The organism is Pseudomonas azerbaijanoccidentalis (assembly GCF_019145495.1).
Classification (GTDB): domain Bacteria; phylum Pseudomonadota; class Gammaproteobacteria; order Pseudomonadales; family Pseudomonadaceae; genus Aquipseudomonas; species Aquipseudomonas azerbaijanoccidentalis.
Genome location: NZ_JAHSTU010000001.1, coordinates 645,620 through 663,625, shown reverse-complemented (window position 1 = coordinate 663,625; position 18,006 = coordinate 645,620). Strand labels below are relative to the sequence as shown.

9 protein-coding genes are annotated in these 18,006 nt (G+C 55.3%); 5 read left to right on the top strand and 4 right to left on the bottom strand.

The annotated features are described in order from the left end of the window. Positions 1 to 59: 59 nt before the first annotated feature. Both KVG88_RS02785 and KVG88_RS02780 read right to left on the bottom strand, forming a co-directional pair. Positions 60 to 7,253, bottom strand: coding sequence for a hypothetical protein (locus KVG88_RS02785; protein ID WP_217870258.1), 7,194 nt, complete (start codon positions 7,251 to 7,253; stop codon positions 60 to 62). Between the two features lie 145 nt (positions 7,254 to 7,398). Then, positions 7,399 to 7,761, bottom strand: coding sequence for a response regulator (locus KVG88_RS02780; RefSeq protein ID WP_217870257.1), 363 nt, complete (start codon positions 7,759 to 7,761; stop codon positions 7,399 to 7,401). 248 nt (positions 7,762 to 8,009) lie between these two features. On the opposite strand from KVG88_RS02780, the gene KVG88_RS02775 reads away from it, so the two are divergent. The 5 genes from KVG88_RS02775 (at position 8,010) to KVG88_RS02755 (ending at position 14,552) form a co-directional block, all read left to right on the top strand. Continuing rightward, positions 8,010 to 11,498, top strand: a complete 3,489-nt coding sequence (locus KVG88_RS02775) for a response regulator (RefSeq protein ID WP_217870256.1) — start codon at positions 8,010 to 8,012, stop codon at positions 11,496 to 11,498. Positions 11,499 to 11,516: 18 nt separating this feature from the next. Further along, positions 11,517 to 12,332 carry a CheR family methyltransferase gene (locus tag KVG88_RS02770; RefSeq protein WP_437179936.1) on the top strand — a complete coding sequence of 272 codons (816 nt, stop codon included), beginning with the start codon at positions 11,517 to 11,519 and terminating at the stop codon, positions 12,330 to 12,332. Continuing rightward, entirely contained in the window at positions 12,329 to 12,922 is a 594-nt protein-coding gene (locus KVG88_RS02765) for a chemotaxis protein CheB (RefSeq protein ID WP_150700482.1), read from the top strand. The genes KVG88_RS02770 and KVG88_RS02765 overlap by 4 nt, the downstream gene beginning before the upstream one ends. After that, positions 12,916 to 14,097, top strand: a complete 1,182-nt coding sequence (locus KVG88_RS02760; RefSeq protein ID WP_217870254.1) for a hybrid sensor histidine kinase/response regulator — start codon at positions 12,916 to 12,918, stop codon at positions 14,095 to 14,097. Before KVG88_RS02765 ends, KVG88_RS02760 begins: the two co-directional genes overlap by 7 nt. Before the next feature lie 77 nt (positions 14,098 to 14,174). Further along, positions 14,175 to 14,552 carry a response regulator gene (locus KVG88_RS02755; protein ID WP_217870253.1) on the top strand — a complete coding sequence of 126 codons (378 nt, stop codon included), beginning with the start codon at positions 14,175 to 14,177 and terminating at the stop codon, positions 14,550 to 14,552. Positions 14,553 to 14,642: 90 nt separating this feature from the next. Here KVG88_RS02755 and KVG88_RS02750 read toward each other — a convergent pair whose 3' ends face one another. Together KVG88_RS02750 and KVG88_RS02745 are read right to left on the bottom strand one after the other, a co-directional pair. Further along, positions 14,643 to 16,310, bottom strand: coding sequence for an ATP-binding protein (locus KVG88_RS02750; RefSeq protein WP_217870252.1), 1,668 nt, complete (start codon positions 16,308 to 16,310; stop codon positions 14,643 to 14,645). After that, a complete protein-coding gene (locus tag KVG88_RS02745; RefSeq protein WP_217870251.1) occupies positions 16,310 to 17,812 on the bottom strand; it encodes an ATPase domain-containing protein in 1,503 nt (500 codons plus the stop codon). The genes KVG88_RS02750 and KVG88_RS02745 overlap by 1 nt, the downstream gene beginning before the upstream one ends. Between the last annotated feature and the right edge of the window lie 194 nt (positions 17,813 to 18,006).

The window sequence follows — 18,006 nt, the reverse complement described above, 5'->3', positions numbered from 1 at the left end:
ACGATAATCCCCACAAAAGTTGACGCTCCCAGAAGGGAGCGTCGCAGTGGATGAATTACTTAATATTTCAGCTGTTTTGGCCCATTTAGTCTATTTATCCAAATCGAATCCGTGGGATCCTTCCATTCGACAGTTTCAGAAGCTATTGGTCCATGTGTTGTGATAATTTTCTTACCTTCCGTTTGCCATAACGACATTGTGTTAGAAAATTGGCGATTGTACTGATTGGCCGGGCATACTATCCCAGCCCACGGGTCGACAATCCACGCGTCGATAAACGCGGACTCACTGAAGTCGGTTGAATCCTGAGCAGTACCTTTTTTTGGACCTCCTACCATTGTGAAAGAATGTCCAGGCATACCCCAAACTGTTGCTGCGCCCCTATTTTTCAGAACGATATCCGCCGCAACAGCCGCCATTTGGTCGCAATTTCCGGAACCGGTCTTGAGGATCATTTCCACCACATTGGGTGGAGGGGCATCAAATAGTTTGTATTCCCATAGCACGACAGGCTGCGCGGTATCCCTTCTAAGCGTGTCTGCGGAGTCGGTTGGATCACCTTTATTAAAGGAACCTAGTCCCGTGGCCTTGATTTGTTCATCAATTTGAAGTTTTGCGCCATTCGCATAAATTTCATTTTTTCTTGAGTCTGTAAAGCCCGTGAAACCAATAGGTGTCTGAATAGAGGTTACTCTGATAGCCGGAATCGTGATATCAACCTTGCGGTGGTTGTTTTTGTTCCAAACATCAAAAACAAACTCCCGCTGCTTTTCTTTAGTAAACAACTCTACTTTTTTTTCTAGGTCTGTCAGTTGCTCTGGCGTATAAGCTGCACTTTTAACGAGGTCGGCATATAAGCTATCGAGTGTTGGTAACGTGACAAAGTCTCGATTGGGGACGGGTACTCCGGCGGCTTGGATGCTGGGCCCCTTGATTTTTTGATATCGCTCGATAATGTCGCCAGCAAAACTGTCTTTAACGTAATGTATTTTTCTGAACTCTAGGGCGGTAGGGGCGGTGCTGTCGAATTTGCAGTAGTAGAAAAGGCCTGTATCCGCTTCGGCAACCAAATACGTGCTTTTACCCCAAAGCAGGCCTGGAACATCAACCAAGAAGCCCCTCACATCTCGCGCATCGTCGACGCTAGCAACTATTTGATTAATCTTGACAACCCGCGTGTGGGTATCAAGGTGGCTGTCGGTTGTGTCTTTGCGAAGACCGAAGTGTTTATCGTTAATAATGCTACCGGTAACTTTTTTCTTGAATTGCAATGGTTCTGAGAGTGCTGTTGGGGTGCATTTTCCAGTTGTGGCGTCACAGTTGTAAATTCTACGTTCATGTACAATTTGGGAGTTCCCGCCTGCAGAAGGATAGATACGTTTATGTTCGATCGCTTGCGCTCTCATTGCTGCGGGAGACAAGTTATCCTCTATCATTTTTGAGAAGCAACTAACGCTCCGTTTAACTTTGCCCCCTCTGCTGCAAACTGAATCGAATCCTTCGAGATTGCTGAAGTATATGGGGGATGACAGGTCATTCAGACTCTCTGGATCTGCAGGGTTCAGACGATAGACTTTATCGCCCACCACCACATCGGTACAAGTGGATCTCTGTATTGTAAATGGCTCAGTGTCAAATAGCCGAGTATTTGTCAGTGCTACAGACCCGTCACTGAAAGTTGATTGTTCAAGCGTAATGGAGCTATCAGGTTTAAAGCTTTCCAGCGGTGGGCCATAGGGACGGTTTGCGTCAACGTTGAAGGCATACCAATTACCGTCTTTGAATACAGCTTTGACTTTTTCAGTTTGCCCCGCGGTTTGGCCGCCACGCACGACACCGTCAGCGAGATTTGCCTGTTTTGACAGGTAACTCGGGGGAAGGGCTTTGGTACTGCCAATCAGTTGTTTGAGCTGATCGACACCTCTGCTCGCAGCGTCTCTGGCCTGCTCCCCCAGTTTGACTACAACGTTTGCTCCCCCCTTGAAAACGTCTCCGATTCCATCTAACGGATTTGCGGCAGCAACAGTAGTGCTACCGATGACCCAGGTAAACTTCAAGGCTTTTGGAATGAACCCAATACCTGATTTCGCAACTTTCGCGATTTTTCCTGCGACAGAAAAACCGGGTATGACGAACCCGCATGCATCCAGTAAAAAGTCCTGAGCCGCCCCTGCGGTATCGCCTTTCTGGATGTTTTCAATCGTGGATTTAAATGGGACCAGTGATCCAAGGAAGGCCATTACATTTTTTTGGTAAGCTTGCCGTTCTTCCCAAGTTGTAAGTCCTTTTGCCGATTCGAAGAGGCCATCCTTTTCGGGCATGAAAAACTCTTCCACCAAGACCTTGGCGATGAAATCAAGTTTGGAATCAGATGAAAATGCACTGGGGACCGAGTTGAAGTCAAAGTTGTCGCCGTAGAGAACGGCTTGCTGGCGCATAGGCTTGAATTCATCAATGATCACGTTTGAAGTGACATTTTCTCTTGGCGGTGTCCCATTTTTGAAGGCTTCCCAATCGAAGGGCTGCGAAGTCGCTGCCTGAAATTCAATTTGGCTCCTGCTACTGGCAATGACGCGTGGTACTCCACCCAATATCAGTGGCTCGGTTATATTGCGCTTTCGAATCTGCACCGCCGATGGAAGCACTTCATAATAAGTCTTTTTTCCTTGGTATTCGGACTCTATCAGAACACCTTGGCGGCCCTTACTGGCATTCGATTCCTCTGTGCTTATTTGCCACGCTTCTTTCCTGATTTCGCTGCGCAACGAATAGAATTTTTGCTTGCCATATTCAAGGCTTTTTCGGTCTTCCATTGGTAGTTGCGAGACCAGATGCTTAAATACCGACTCCGAGCCTGAGCAGAGGTTGTGATAATAATTATTAAAGGTCTCAGTAAATAGATTGCTTACATCTTTTAACGTTTCGAACTGTTGACTGAAACGATCGATGGGTATCAGTGGATTCGACGAGTGCCAGGAGACTCCTGGCAAGCGGCCATCGATGTAAAGATCCAGCAAAGATTGCGCTGTTTGAGGTAAGACCGCAGCTCTAGGGGTGAGGCACAGTTCCTCATAGGGCAGGCCTTCGCCGTATACACGGGTCAGTTCAGCCAGCGCCAGCTCTCTTCTTGTTGGAACAGGCGCAGACAGAGAGTTCCGTGCCCGTGCAAGTTCACTTCTGACCTCGTGGAACTTCTCTTGTGCAATAACAAGTTGTTGTGGTGTGTACGTGTCACCCGCATTGAGGGGAATGACGCCGTTGGCAATCGCCCAGTCGATGAGGGGATTGACCGTAACGGACTGCTCAGCAATTTCCTGGCCGACTGTGATGGGCAACGTGTCGGCGTATTTCATGACTTGCTCAAAAGTCATTTGAGCGGAAGTCCCCGGCGCTATCTGTTCTATTCGGGCTACACCGATTCGTAACATCGCCCAGGTATGGGTGCCGCAGACCAGGTTGTCGGGCAGGTTCTTGACCAGAAACTCAGGCGCGCTGGCGGCAAGCAAATGATAGACGGCGACTGGCGCCGTTCCGGTGCTGACTTTGCCGCCCGCTACAAGGTGACTTTCAAGGCTGGCAACTACCGCCGAAGGTTTGGCTCCCCAATTGGCCTGCTGCGTGAGGTTGAATCCTGCAACATGATTGCGTTGCTGGCCAAATGTCGGGTCCAGGTCAAGTAGCAGCGCCGCCATGACCAATTCATCCGCACTTTCTTTTGTGGAAATGACATTCAGATCCGATGTAAGCGCACGACCCAACGAAGACGCCTCTGAAGATGAGAGCGCGAGCTTAAGGCCTTGTAGCGGTGTAAATTCGTTTGCGCGCGATAAGAATAGGTCGAGTAAGCCACGGTTTCTGGCCAAACTCACGCGACTAGCAGTGGTGGTGCTGATCAAGTTTCGTTGAGCAGGGGTTAACGGGCGAGAATAGCCGCAAGCGCCTTGGTAGTTTCCCGTTTTGGGGGCTACAGGTAACGGATTGCTTAACATCTCCACCAGATTGCGCACACCTGCGACGGTAGTTGGCACAATCCAGCCATTGGCGCTGATGTACCGATACGCACTAATCAATCTTTGAGCTTCTAATGGGTATTTAGCAGCGAATGATGAGTCGGGAGACACCAAAGTAAAATCGAGACTCACCGATTGGTCGTCCGGCTTACCACGAATCAGATCATTCAAGGCCATCACCAAGCGATGGCGGGTGGTAATGTCACCCATTTTGCGTTTTTGGCTTTCAACGGCCGCTTCGGACCTGGCTTCGCGGGGTCTAAAAGTCTCGTCAGCATCAATCGAGGAAAATACAGGGTTCGCGCTCAGTTCTATGGCGCGTCGCTCGGCATCGGCTTTGGTTGTGGGCAGGGACTCACCATGAAAACTCGCTACCAGATTCAATGGTGCCCCGAAACTGGGGGAGGGGGATGAAACAGTATGGAGAATCGGCGCGATGACCTCGGCTGCTTGAAGGATCGGCCCCGCCACGTTGGCCCAACCGCTGTGGTCGGTTAGTGTGAAGGTTTTCAGAGCCCGACTTTCCCCCACCCTTCCGCTGAGGGAGTTAACGTTGGTGTCGATCTTCGCAGTCGCCAGATCGAGGCCTACCTTGGTGGCCCAATCGGTAAAAAATGGGTTACTGAAGGCTCTGACGTAATTCAACCAGCACTGGCCAAACGTGGAATGACTCGGTACCACGACATTGATGTCGGTGTTCGCGGGCGTTGAGTGGAATGCCTGCGCAAGGGCCGTGGTGTAGCTTGAAATCAGCTGCGCGTCACCGTTGGCTCGTGAGGCGTCCGCCCATCCAACGCTGCGCCTGTTGCGCAATAGCCGGACGACCTCTCGCGCGCTATTCAGGGCTGGATCTGTTTGCGTTTCGCTATCGATATCCTCAATTAGGTCGGGGGCCGGGCGCTCCAGTTCCTGCATCGTTGCCACGTATTGAATCAGCAGCGCTTCGTTGTCAGACGCGTTTTGCTCGGGCACCTCGGCATCTGGAATCACGGCACCGGATTGAGCGCCACTTTCGCCGAACGTGGCTTCTCTCTTGACCCTTCGCGAAGGGGACTGGGCAATCTCCTCTGACTGCGCTAAATCCTGCAACCCGTGGGTAGGCTCCTCGACTTCTTCTATCAGTTCGGCATAGGACTTGGCGGCGTCTTTTGTGCTGTGCTGTTCCAGCAGCATCGCAACGTTGTGGAGCAATTGGGCGTCGTCGAGCAAGTTGTGCTCGGTGGACTGATACATCAACTGAAGGATGGTGTCTGAGAGCGGCGCAAGAATATCCTCGATTTTCTCTTCGATCTGCTCTTGCTGGACCGCAGCGCTTTGGGTCGTTGAGACACTCTCGGCGGGATCAATGCTTGCGGGCGAAGTCTCTGGGGTTGGTGGCGTGCTTGCAGTGGATAGAATTTCGCTTGTTCTATTACCCGTACCGGGTTGCTCGCCGGGCTCCGGAAGGTTGGGGGTCTGCCCCGGATACTGTGTGTTGAAGTGGTTGTAGATCGAAGTAATAGTTGCGATTGCAGAGACCGCGGCGACTGTGTAGCCGCCAGTGGCAACAGGGTTCTCCCTGATCTGCCGAGTTAAAACCGCGCCAGACGCCACGGCAGAATTTGCCATTCCCGCGAGCAAGCCGGTTAACGCCGTGTAGATCTGCGGGCCAATTGATTGCCACCATCCAGGGACAGCCTCAGAGAGCTCCTCATGTCGATAGGGAGATTCTGATATGCCGCCAGCTTCAGCATCCATTAGTGCTTGAAGCTCCATTTCAAAATTATGTACTACAGGCTCATAGGCCTCAGCCGCAGGGAACTTCAGCAAATTATCGAATTCGCTTAGGGTATTGAGCACCGACTGTGCCAATTGCTCAAGCGACGTAGTCTCATTCGGTGTTGTGGATGATGACTCGTTGGCAGGTTCGCTACTGACAACTGCTTCTTCAACGCGTTTATTTGTCTGGTCTGCTGGCAAAGCAGGAACTGGAACTGCTGGCAGATGAGGTTTAACCCTTTCAGCGATCGACAATACACCCACTGTATCCAGCGCGTTGAGAACATACAGAACCTTCCCGAATAAACCACCGGTGTAACGCGGCCCTGTAGTGATAACCTCATTGTAAAAGCTGGATTTTCGTTCGATCTCCACCATTGTGGCCAGTAGCGCGGACTCAGGCTGACGGGGCTCGATTTCTGCTGTGAGAGCGGATTCAACCGTAGTACCAAAGATAAAGTCGTGAACATTGAGTAGGAGAGAGTTCGCGTTGTTTTGAATCACGCTTATGGCGTCTGAAGGCGAGAAGGCCATATTGACTGGAAGCCAGCTCCGATCTGGACGTTTGTCAACTATCTCGATTGCCTCTAGGCGCTCTTTGAGTTGCTGTACCGTTCCTGGAAAGCGAACGGACCAGCGTTCACGTTCGTTCGGACTAGATTCTTTCATGGCCTGAGCAAAGTCTGCCATCAAAGACTGTGCTTCTTTGGGGGAAGGTCTGATGTGAATCAGGTCTTCCAATTGCCTCAGCGTTTCATTAAGAGTGCCTACACTTGACTCGGGGATATACCCCCGCGATTGTTGCGTGAATTCCTTCAGGGCTTTCCATGTGTCGTCGTCGAGCAATTCGCCATTGGCAACTTGCTGTTCTCTTTGTGCTCGGGAAGCGGTTATTTGCTTCTGAATAAAACCTTGTACGCCTTTACCGTCGTTGCCCCGAGGAAAGTTGGTGTCTTCCCCGAAACTATTTGCCCACCGGGCTGGAGGCAGGTGACAGATAGTTTCTACAAACTCTCGCAACCGCTCTGGTGCAAGCCCGGCTAACGGCTTGATCGAACGCAGGATTGCCTCGGACAGTAGCGGCGCCAGTGTTTTTCCCGTATCCGTTTGTAGAACTCCTGATTCGAGTATCTGGAGGACATCATCCTCCGAAACTGTCTGCGTTCGAAGTCGGTTCTCCAATGAAGTCCAGGCTTTCTCGAGCGACGTTTGATCGCAGATTGCTCCCGTTTCCTTTAAAAAATCCGGCATCTCGTTGGCAGTTAATAGTCCGTTGTACACCGGACAGAGAACTGGCAGTTGAGCGTCGTGAGCAGGAAGCCCCCCTGATACTGACTTGTCTGGGATGACGTAAAGCTGCGGGGGCAACGGCTGGTTGCGTGTACTGGCGCCCGACAACCGATGGGCGGCAGAAGGCAGTATGTTTTGAGCAAAAGGAGTCGCGGATGTGGCGGCACGCGTTGCAGTGGCATTGACCTGAGGCAAAAGAAGTCTTCCATACACGAGATGACCGAAACCCTTGGCTCTCTAAACGAAAGCCAAGGCATCAAGCGGCGAAAGATAAGCGATTCGTTTTTTTGAATAGTGATGGAAATATCTGGTATTTATCGGGACGCAGGCAGGCAAATGATCAATTGCCGAGAATGCCTTTGACCTTGTCTCGCAGCTGATCAATGGAAAACGGTTTGCCGATCAGATGCATGCCGTCAGGCACGTCAATGTTTTCGGCGTAGCCGCTGGCAAACATGATCGGCAACGCAGGCCGCAATGCACGGGCTTTATCGGCCAATTCGCGTCCATCCATGCCCGGCAAACCCACGTCCGTCATCATCAGGTCAATGCGTTGGTCAAGGACTTCGAGAATCTCCAGTGCCTGCTCGCTGCCGTCAGCTTCCAACACCTTGAACTCCAACTCCTCCAGCACATCGACAATCAACATGCGCACGATGTCATCGTCTTCGACGACCAGGATGGTGGAGGGGATGGCGGACATAGTGAATTTCTCAGAATGGATGGGCGGTTGCCGGTCTATCGAATTTGCCGGCCCTCTTGCATGAGTAAGTGGCGGATCCCGACAAGTTCCCGACGCGTTATAAAAATTATTGGACGCAGGATAACCGCTCCTTTGCTGCGCACGCAGCTCAATGTAGGACTTTGCGCAAAAAGGCGTGAGAAAATTGGATCAACGTGCCAGGTTTGGGGCAAACTCCCTGGTTTTCACCAGTTCGACAAGGCTTAACTATGACCTCTGAGTCTTCGGTTGATGAGCAACGATTTCGTAAACTCCTGAGCCGCAACATCAGCCTGCCGCTGGGCGTCGGCCTCATCAGTGCCGTTTTCTTTGTGTCGCTGATCACGTATTTGCTCTCGACGATTCAGTGGGTCGAGCACACCGACCGGGTGATCAATAATGCCAATGAGGCGGTGAAGCTGACGGTTGACCTGGAAACCGGCATGCGCGGTTTCCTGCTCAGTGGCGACGACAAGTTTCTGGAACCTTACGAAACGGCGAAACCGAGAGTCGAGATTGTCCTCAAGACCTTGCTCGAATTGACCGCCGACAACCCGGCTCAAACCGACCGTCTGCGCCGGTTGCAGTCGTTACAGCAGGAATGGGCTGAATACGCGCAAAGCATGATCGACTTGCAGCGCACCAGCGGCGATTACCGCAGCGCGGTCCGGGCCGGAAAGGGCAAGCGCCTGACTGATGAGGTACGCAAGCAGTTCGAAGACGTGATCGACATGGAGCAGCAGCTGCGTGCCGCGCGTAACGAAGAGGTGCGCCGTACCACGGTCTGGAGCATCGGTCTTTATCTGTTGTTCATTGCCGCGATCAGTGGGCTGCTGGCCTATATCGGCCGCCGCGATTTGCTGAATCTGTCGCAAAGCTACAGCGCCAACCTCGCCGCGCAACAAGCCAGCGCCGAACGCTTGCAGCGCCAGGCGTGGCTGCGCAACGGCCAGACTGAGCTCGCTGAGCAGGTGCTGGGCCAACTGTCGTTGAACTTGCTGGGGCGCAACATCCTGCAATTTTGCGCGCAGTACCTGGGCAGCGCCGTGGCGGCGATTTACGTCCGCGAAGAGCACGGTGGTCTGCGGCGCATAGCGTCTTACGGTTTCTCCCGTGAGCAGGAAGCAATCGAACAACACATCTATAGCGAAGAAGGTATCGTCGGTCAGGTCGCGCAGCAGGCGCGGCTGATTCGCCTGGACGCAGTCCCGAGCGACTACTTCAAAGTCAGCTCCGGCCTCGGTGACGGCTTGCCGTGCAGCGTGCTCGTGGTGCCAACCAGCGATGACGACCGGGTCAACGGCGTTATCGAGCTGGGTTTCCTGCGTCCACTGGACGACCGTGACATTGAATTGCTTGAACTGATCTGCGGCAACATCGGCACTTCGATCGAGGCGGCGCGCTATCGCCAGCGGTTGCAGGAAGTGCTGGCCGAAACCCAGCAGCTCAACGAAGAACTGCAAGTGCAGCAGGAAGAACTGAAAACCGCCAACGAAGAACTCGAAGAGCAGTCGCGAATTCTCAAGGAGTCCCAGGCGCACCTGGAGACCCAACAGGTCGAACTCGAACAGACCAATGAACAGCTCGCCGAGCAGGCCGAAGCGCTGGCCGAGCAGCGCGATGCCATGGACCTGAAGAACACCGAGCTCAATCAGGCGCAGATCCAGCTCGAAGAGCGCGCCGAAGAGTTGCAGCGCTCAAGCAAGTACAAGTCGGAATTCCTCGCCAACATGTCTCACGAGCTGCGCACGCCGCTGAACAGTTCGTTGATCCTGGCCAAGTTGCTGGCGGAAAACCCTCAAGACAACCTCAGTGCCGAACAGGTGAAGTTCGCCGAGTCGATTTATTCGGCTGGCAACGATTTGCTCAACCTGATCAACGACATTCTCGATATCTCCAAGGTTGAGGCCGGCAAGCTCGAAATCCGTCCGGAGACCACCAGCGTGGCGCGTCTGGTCGATGGCTTGCGTGGAATGTTCCAGCCGTTGGCGCTGGATAAAGGCCTCGATTTCCACGTTGAACTGCAAAACGGCGCGCCGGGCATGATCTTCACTGACCGCCAGCGCCTGGAGCAGGTCATCAAGAACTTGCTGTCCAACGCAGTGAAATTCACCGAGGCCGGCAGCGTCAGCCTCAGCGTTGCCACGGCGCCGGACCACGGCATTGCCTTTATCGTCCGCGATTCCGGAATCGGCATCGCCACGGATCAGCACGACAGTATTTTCGAGGCATTCCGCCAGGCCGATGGCACCACCAACCGGCGCTACGGCGGCACCGGCCTGGGGCTGTCGATTTCCCGTGACCTGGCCGCGCTGCTTGGCGGCTCGATCAGTGTCACCAGCGCGCCGGGGCAGGGCAGTGTGTTTACTCTGGTCTTGCCGCAACAGTATGTCGAACCGGGTGAAGAACCCGTCGAGCCGATGCGCGCCGCGCCGGTAGCGATTGCACCGCACGTTGCCCCGGCGACCGTGGCAGCGCTGGTGGTCGAGGATATTCCGCGCTTCAACGATGACCGCCAGAAGGCACCGTTCACCACGCGTTGCATCCTGGTGGTGGAAGACGAACCTAACTTTGCGCACATCCTCTTCGACCTCGCCCACGAGCTGGGTTATCACTGCCTGGTGGCCCACGGTGCCGACGAAGGTTACGACCTGGCCCGGCAGTTCATTCCTGATGCGATCCTGCTGGATATGCGCCTGCCGGATCATTCCGGGCTGACGGTGCTGCAACGCTTGAAGGAACACGCCGAAACCCGGCATATCCCGGTGCATGTGATTTCGGTCGAGGACCGAGTCGAAGCCGCCATGCACATGGGCGCGATCGGTTATGCGGTCAAGCCGACCACCCGCGAAGAGCTCAAGGACGTGTTCGCACGCCTGGAGGCCAAGCTGACCCAGAAGGTCAAGCGAGTGCTGCTAGTTGAAGATGATGACCTGCAGCGAGACAGCATTTCGCGGTTGATTGGTGATGATGACATCGAAATCACCGCCGTCGGCCTCGCTCAGGATGCGCTGGAACTGCTGCGCACCACGATATTCGATTGCATGATCATCGACCTGAAGTTGCCGGACATGCTCGGCAATGACTTGCTCAAACGCATGTCCACCGAAGATATCTGTTCGTTCCCGCCAGTGATTGTCTACACCGGGCGCAACCTGACCCGGGACGAAGAGGCCGAACTGCGCAAGTATTCACGCTCGATCATCATCAAGGGCGCGCGTTCACCCGAGCGTTTGCTGGATGAAGTGACACTTTTTCTGCACAAAGTCGAATCACGGTTGTCCCATGAACGGCAGAAGATGCTCAAGACCGCCCGCAGCCGCGACAAGGTCTTCGAGGGCCGTAAAGTGCTGCTGGTGGACGACGATGTACGCAACATCTTCGCCCTGACCAGTGCATTGGAGCAAAAAGGGGCAGTCGTGGTGATTGGCCGAAATGGCCGCGAAGCGATTGATCGATTGAATGAAGTAGAGGACATCGATCTGGTGTTGATGGACGTGATGATGCCGGAGATGGATGGCTTTGAAGCCACCATCGAGATCCGCAAGGACCCGCGCTGGCGCAAGCTGCCGATCATTGCGGTGACGGCCAAGGCCATGAAGGACGATCAGGAGCGCTGCCTGCAGGCTGGCGCCAATGATTACCTGGCCAAGCCCATCGACCTGGACCGGTTGTTTTCGCTGATTCGTGTGTGGTTGCCGAAGATGGAACGTATTTAAGTGGAGCGCAATTATTCAGTGGAGCGAAACTACGAGATCGAATTGCGGTTGTTGATTGAGGCCATCTACCTCAAGTACAGCTACGATTTTCGTGATTACTCCGGCGCATCGATCAAGCGCCGGGTGACCCATGCGCTGAGTCAGTTTGAATGCAGCACCATTTCGGCCTTGCAGGAAAAAGTCCTGCATGACCCGACCGCGTTCATGCAACTGCTGCAACTGCTAACGATTCCGGTCAGTGAAATGTTCCGCGATCCCTCGCACTTCCTGGCCATTCGCGAGGAAGTGGTGCCACTGCTCAGGACGTATCCGTCGATCAAGATCTGGATTGCCGGTTGCAGCACGGGTGAGGAAGTCTATTCGATGGCCATCCTGCTGCGTGAAGAAGGCTTGCTGGATCGCACCATCATTTACGCCACCGACATCAATCCGCGATCGTTGGAGAAAGCCAAGCAAGGGATATTCTCGATGGAGAACGTCCGCGCCTACACTGCCAACTATCAGCAGGCTGGTGGCAAGTGCTCGTTCGCCGACTACTACACGGCGGCCTATGGCTACGCGATTATCGACAAGACGCTGTGCGAGAACGTGACCTTTGCCGATCACAGCCTGGCGACCGACAGTGTATTTTCAGAAACTCAATTAATTTCATGTCGTAACGTACTGATTTACTTTAATAAAAAATTACAGGATCGAGCTTTCGGTTTGTTTCATGAGTCGCTATGCCATCGTGGTTTTTTGGTGCTGGGCAGCAAGGAAACCCCTGATTTTTCAGCCTACGGTAACCAATTCGAACCGCTGGTCAAACACGAACGGATCTATCGCAAATCATGAACGGTGCAATGGGGTTACCTACTGTTGAAGCGATCGTGATCGGTGCATCGGCCGGCGGGGTCGAGGCGCTGCTCAACATCCTCAGCCCGCTGCGCGCAGGTTTCGTGTTGCCGATCATTGTTGTGTTGCATCTACCCGATGAGCGCCGCAGCCACTTGGCCGAAGTCTTCGCGCGGCGCGTGGCGCTGCCGGTGCGCGAGGCCAGCGACAAAACACCGGTCGAGGCCGGCACCCTGTATTTCGCCGCGCCCGGTTATCACCTGTCGGTGGAGCAGGACCGCAGTTTTTCCTTGAGTCAGGAAGATCGCGTGCACCATTCGCGGCCGGCGATCGATTACCTGTTTGAGTCCGCTGCCGATGCCTACGGCTCGACCCTGGCCGCTGTGTTGCTGACGGGCGCCAATCGCGACGGTGCGAAGGGGATGGCGCTGGTGAAGCAGCGCGGCGGCCTGACCATCGTGCAAGACCCGCAGGAGGCCCAAGTGGCAACCATGCCCCAGGCTGCGCTGGATATTCACCAGCCAGACCACATTCTCCCTATCCGCGGCATCGGCCGTCTGCTTGTCGAGCTGGAACGAATCGCATGCTAAGTAATATTCAGGCCAAACTGCTGATCGTTGACGATCTGCCGGAGAATCTGTTGGCACTTGAAGCGCTGATCAAGCGCGAAGACCGTACCGTCTACAAAGCGCAATCGGCTGACGAGGCCTTGTCGCTGCTGCTGCAACACGAATTTGCCATGGCCATTCTCGACGTGCAGATGCCTGGCATGAACGGCTTCGAGCTGGCCGAAATGATGCGCGGCACGGAAAAGACCAAGAACATTCCCATCGTCTTCGTCAGTGCCGCCGGGCGCGAACTCAACTACGCGTTCAAAGGCTATGAAAGCGGCGCCGTGGACTTCCTGCACAAACCGTTGGATATCCATGCGGTCAAGAGCAAGGTCAACGTCTTCGTCGAGTTGTTCCGCCAGAGCAAGGCGATGAAACAGCAGGTTGAAGAGCTGGAACAAAGTCGCCGTGAGCAGGAAGCGCTGCTCCAGCAATTGCAAAGCACTCAACTGGAGTTGCAACAGGCCGTGCGCATGCGCGATGACTTCATGTCTATCGTGGCTCATGAAGTGCGCACGCCGCTCAACGGCCTCATTCTCGAAACCCAACTGCGCAAAATGCACCTGGCCCGGGATAACGCCGCCGCGTTCACGCTCGACAAAATGCACGCAATGGTCGATCGCGACGAGCGGCAGATCAAAAGCCTGATCCGGCTGATCGAAGACATGCTCGATGTGTCACGCATCCGCACCGGCAAACTGTCGATCCGCCCGACGCTGTTCGACCTTTCAACGCTGGTACGCGGTCTGTTGCAGAACTTTGCGCAACAGATCGAAGCCGCCGAGGCGTCCGTGTCCCTGGAAGCCGAGCAAGCGGTGATCGGCAACTGGGACGAGTTTCGTATTGAACAGGTGATTTCCAACCTGCTGACCAACGCGTTGCGCTACGGCGCCAAGAGTCCGATCAGTGTGAAGGTGTACAGTGAAAGCGGTCAGGCGCGGGTTGAGGTGCGTGATTGCGGGATCGGCATCAGCGAAGAAAACCAGCAAAGGATTTTCCAGCAGTTCGAGCGCGTAACGGCCAAACACGCCGTCGCCGGGCTGGGCCTGGGATTGTTTATTTCCGAACAGATTGTCACCGCCCATGGCGGTACCATTACCGTCGAAAGCCGGATTGGCGAAGGCGCCCTGTTTCGCGTTTGTCTGCTGCTGTAGGAAAACAGCCCGATAAACGCAACCTCTGAGCGACCCCACGGTCGTATCAGCAGCAATTGACCGAACAAAGGCTTCCCATGAGTGAAGATGCACAAGACGTAGTCCTCGTCGTCGAGGACGAACCGGTTATCCTGATGGTGCTGACGGATTACCTGTCGGGGCAGGGATATCGCGTGTTGCAGGCGGAAAACGGCGAGCAGGCCTTCGATATCCTGTCGAGCAAACCGCATCTGGACATGTTGATTACCGATTTCCGCCTGCCGGGCGGTATCTCCGGCGTGCAGATCGCCGAACCTGCGGTGAAACTGCGACCGGACCTCAAAGTGATTTTTATCAGCGGCTACCCGCAGGAAATCCGAGAGACCGGCAGCCCGATCACCCGCAAGGCTCCAATCCTGGAAAAACCGTTCGACCTGGATGTATTGGCGGACATCATGGAAAAGATGCTTTCCTGAAAATGCACGCGTTGCAGGCGCTGCCGAAGGCTGCGATCTTTTAACGATCAAGATCAAAAGATCGCAGCCTTTGGCAGCTCCTACACGGGGTCAGGCACTGATCATCTCCCGCACTTTCGCCGTCAACAGGTCGAAGGTGAACGGTTTGGTGATCATCTGCATACCCGGGTCGAGGAAACCGCCGCGCACCGCCGCGTGCTCCGCGTACCCGGTGATGAACAACACCTTCAGCCCCGGGCGGAACTGCCGGCCGATTTCCGCCAGTTGCCGGCCGTTCATGCCGGGCAGGCCGACGTCGCTGATCAGCAAGTCGATGCGTTGCGCAGAATCGAAGATCGGTAACGCGCTGTCAGCATCGCAGGCTTCGAGAAAGGCATACCCCAAATCACTCAACACGGTGCTCACCAGCACTCGCACTGCCGGGTCGTCTTCGACGATCAGCACGGTTTCGCCATTCTGCGCGAAGAGCGGGTGTTGACTGTCCGTCGGCAGTTCTTGCGGCAGGTCGCCACCGTAGCGCGGCAGAAACAGACTGACCGTCGTGCCTTCACCCACTTCGCTTTGAATGGCGACGTGGCCGCGCGATTGCTTGCTGAAGCCATAGATCATCGACAGCCCGAGGCCGGTGCCCTGGCCGATCGGCTTGGTGGTGAAGAAAGGGTCAAAGGCGCGGTTGATGGTGCTTTGCGGCATGCCGCAGCCATTGTCGGTGACGCTGAGCGTCACGTAATCACCGGGCGTGAGGTTGCTGTGCAGGTCGGTGAACGGTTTATCCAGGTATTGATTGGATGTTCGCACCACCAGCCTGCCGCCATTAGGCATGGCGTCGCGGGCATTGATGACCAGGTTGAGCAGGGCGCTTTCCAGTTGATTGGGGTCCGCCTCGGCCACCCACAATTGCTCGCTCAACTGCATGTCCAGGCGAATGCTTTCATTGATGCTGCGTTGCAGCAGTTCACCCATGGACACGACCAGTGTGTTCATTTCCACGGGCTTGGAATCGAGCGACTGACGGCGGGAAAACGCCAGCAGACGATGGGTCAGCCCGGCGGCACGATTGGCCGAGGTCACGCCTAGATCGATCAGGCTGTCCAGATCATCGGTACGACCACGGGCCAGACGCCGGCGCAGCAACTCCAGACTGCCGATGATGCCGGTCAGCATGTTGTTGAAGTCGTGGGCGATACCGCCGGTGAGTTGCCCGACCGCTTCCATTTTCTGTGACTGGCGCAACACTTCTTCGTTATGGCGCAGTTGGGCGGTGCGCTCTTCGACCTGTTGCTCCAGGGTTTCCAACGTGTTTTGCAGGCGCAGTTCGCTTTGGCTCAAGTCGACCAGCCGATCCCTGGCTTCGTACTGTCGTCGACGGCCGCGCAGGGCGGTCGTCACCAGGCTGATCAAGGTCTCCGGGTGAAAGGGCCGTTCGAGGAACGTGACATTGCCCAGTTGCGGCCCGAAGCGTGAAGCGGGGTTCTGCTCAGGGCCGCCGTGGTGCGTCAACAGGACGATCGGCAGATCGGACCAGGCCGGTTGTTGATCAATCAACCCCAGTAGCGGCTCAAGATCACTGCCCAACAAGGCTTCGGAAGAGATCAGCAATAAGCCGGCACCTTGTTCAAGCTCGCGGCACAGGTGAGGCAGGTCCGCACAGATGACCCCGTCGAAGCCCGCCTCCTTGAGCAACATCATTGCAATCTGACTGTCACGCCCTAGCGGCGCGAGAATGATCGCGCGTTCGGATGTCGCCGCTTGGGTCATCACTGGCCTTCATCCCCAAGCAACGGCATGCTTGCCCCCATATAAGTGGGGACGCCGCGCAGTACGCCCTGGAAGGCATCCAAGGGTTCGCCGATGGTCATGCCATGGGCACTGATACGGTATTCGCGGATGGTTGATTCATGGCTGCCGGTGCGTTTCTTGATAATCGAAATAGCCCGGCGGACTTTGCCCAATGCTTCGAAGTATCGCAACAGAATCACCGTGTCGGCCAGGTAAGTGATGTCCACCGGGGCCTGCATGTCGCCGACCAGCCCGTGCTGGGCGACGGTCATGAAGGTCGCCGCACCTTGGCGGTTGAGGTAAAGCAGCAACTCGTGCATATGCAGCACCAGCGCGTTCTCTTCCGGCATCGCCGCTTGGTAGCCATTGATGCTGTCGATGACCACGGTCTTGATGTCGCGCTCATCGACGCAGCGGCGAACCCGGTGGGAGAACTCGCCGGGGGACAGTTCGGCGGCATCCACCTGCTCGATCAGCAGGTTCCCGCTATCCTGCAACGCTTGCAGATCGATGCCGATGTTCTTCATGCGTTCGAACAGCAACCCCAGTTCTTCGTCGAAGATGAACAGCGCCGCTTTCTCGCCCCGGGCCACGGCAGCTGCGGCGAACACCATCGAGATCAACGATTTGCCCGTACCGGCCGGACCGAGAATCAGCGTGCTGGAACCGGTTTCGATACCGCCGCCCAGCAAGGCATCCATTTCCTGAATGCCACTGGTCAACTGGCGCCGGATATAGGTGCCGCGATGCTCGGCAGCCACCAGGCGTGGAAACACGTGCACACCATCCGCCATGATCGTGAAGTCATGGAAGCCGCCGCGGTATTTCTGGCCGCGGTACTTCACGACGCGGATTCGACGTCGCTCGGCGCCGTAGTTAGGCGTCAATTCTTCCAGGCGAATCACACCGTGGGCCACACTGTGTACCGTTTTGTCGAGGGACTCAGTGGTCAGGTCATCCAGCAGCAACACCGTGGCGTCGTAGCGCACGAAGTAATGCTTGATCGCCAGAATCTGTCGACGGTAGCGCAGCGAGCTTTGCGCCAGCAGGCGAATTTCCGACAGGCTATCGAGGATCACGCGGGTCGGTTTAACCCGTTCGACCACTTCGAAGATCTGCCGGGTGGCTTCACCGAGCTCAAGGTCGGAGGAGTACAGCAGCGATTGCTGGTGTTCGGAATTGAGCACGCTTTCGGGGGGCGTAAGTTCGAATATGTGGACGTTTTCTCCCAGTTCCCAGCCGTGGGAACGGGCACCCTGGCGCAATTCGCGCTCGGTTTCAGACAGGGTGATGTACAACGAGCGTTCGTCGGCTTCGGCGCCGGCCATTAGAAAGTGCAGGGCGACGGTGGTCTTACCGGTACCCGGCTCACCTTCGAGTAAAAACACGTGGCCGCGGGACAATCCGCCATTGAGGATGTCATCCAGACCTTCAATACCGGTGGCGGCTTTTACGCTGGTGAACTCGTTGGATGTAGACAAAAAATGCCCTCTCTTGACTAGGGGAAGCGAGGCAGGTGACACGATTGCCACTATCGACTGCCTGTTTCACTTGACCCCTGGCGAAGGCGAGCGTTCAACCTTTTTTACTCGGCTTGTAGTAGCTTACGAACGCTGCGTTAGGGCGCGCAGCACACGCCGATCGGCAGACCACAAGCGCTGCGCACTCGAACGCA

Bases quoted from the DNA above. Each gene is read 5' to 3' on its own strand.
- KVG88_RS02775 (WP_217870256.1), top strand. From the start codon at position 8,010: ATGACCTCTGAGTCTTCGGTTGATGAGCAACGATTTCGTAAACTCCTG.
- KVG88_RS02760 (WP_217870254.1), top strand. From the start codon at position 12,916: ATGCTAAGTAATATTCAGGCCAAACTGCTGATCGTTGACGATCTGCCG.
- KVG88_RS02755 (WP_217870253.1), top strand. From the start codon at position 14,175: ATGAGTGAAGATGCACAAGACGTAGTCCTCGTCGTCGAGGACGAACCG.
- KVG88_RS02750 (WP_217870252.1), bottom strand. From the start codon at position 16,310: ATGACCCAAGCGGCGACATCCGAACGCGCGATCATTCTCGCGCCGCTA.
- KVG88_RS02765 (WP_150700482.1), top strand. From the start codon at position 12,329: ATGAACGGTGCAATGGGGTTACCTACTGTTGAAGCGATCGTGATCGGT.
- KVG88_RS02780 (WP_217870257.1), bottom strand. From the start codon at position 7,761: ATGTCCGCCATCCCCTCCACCATCCTGGTCGTCGAAGACGATGACATC.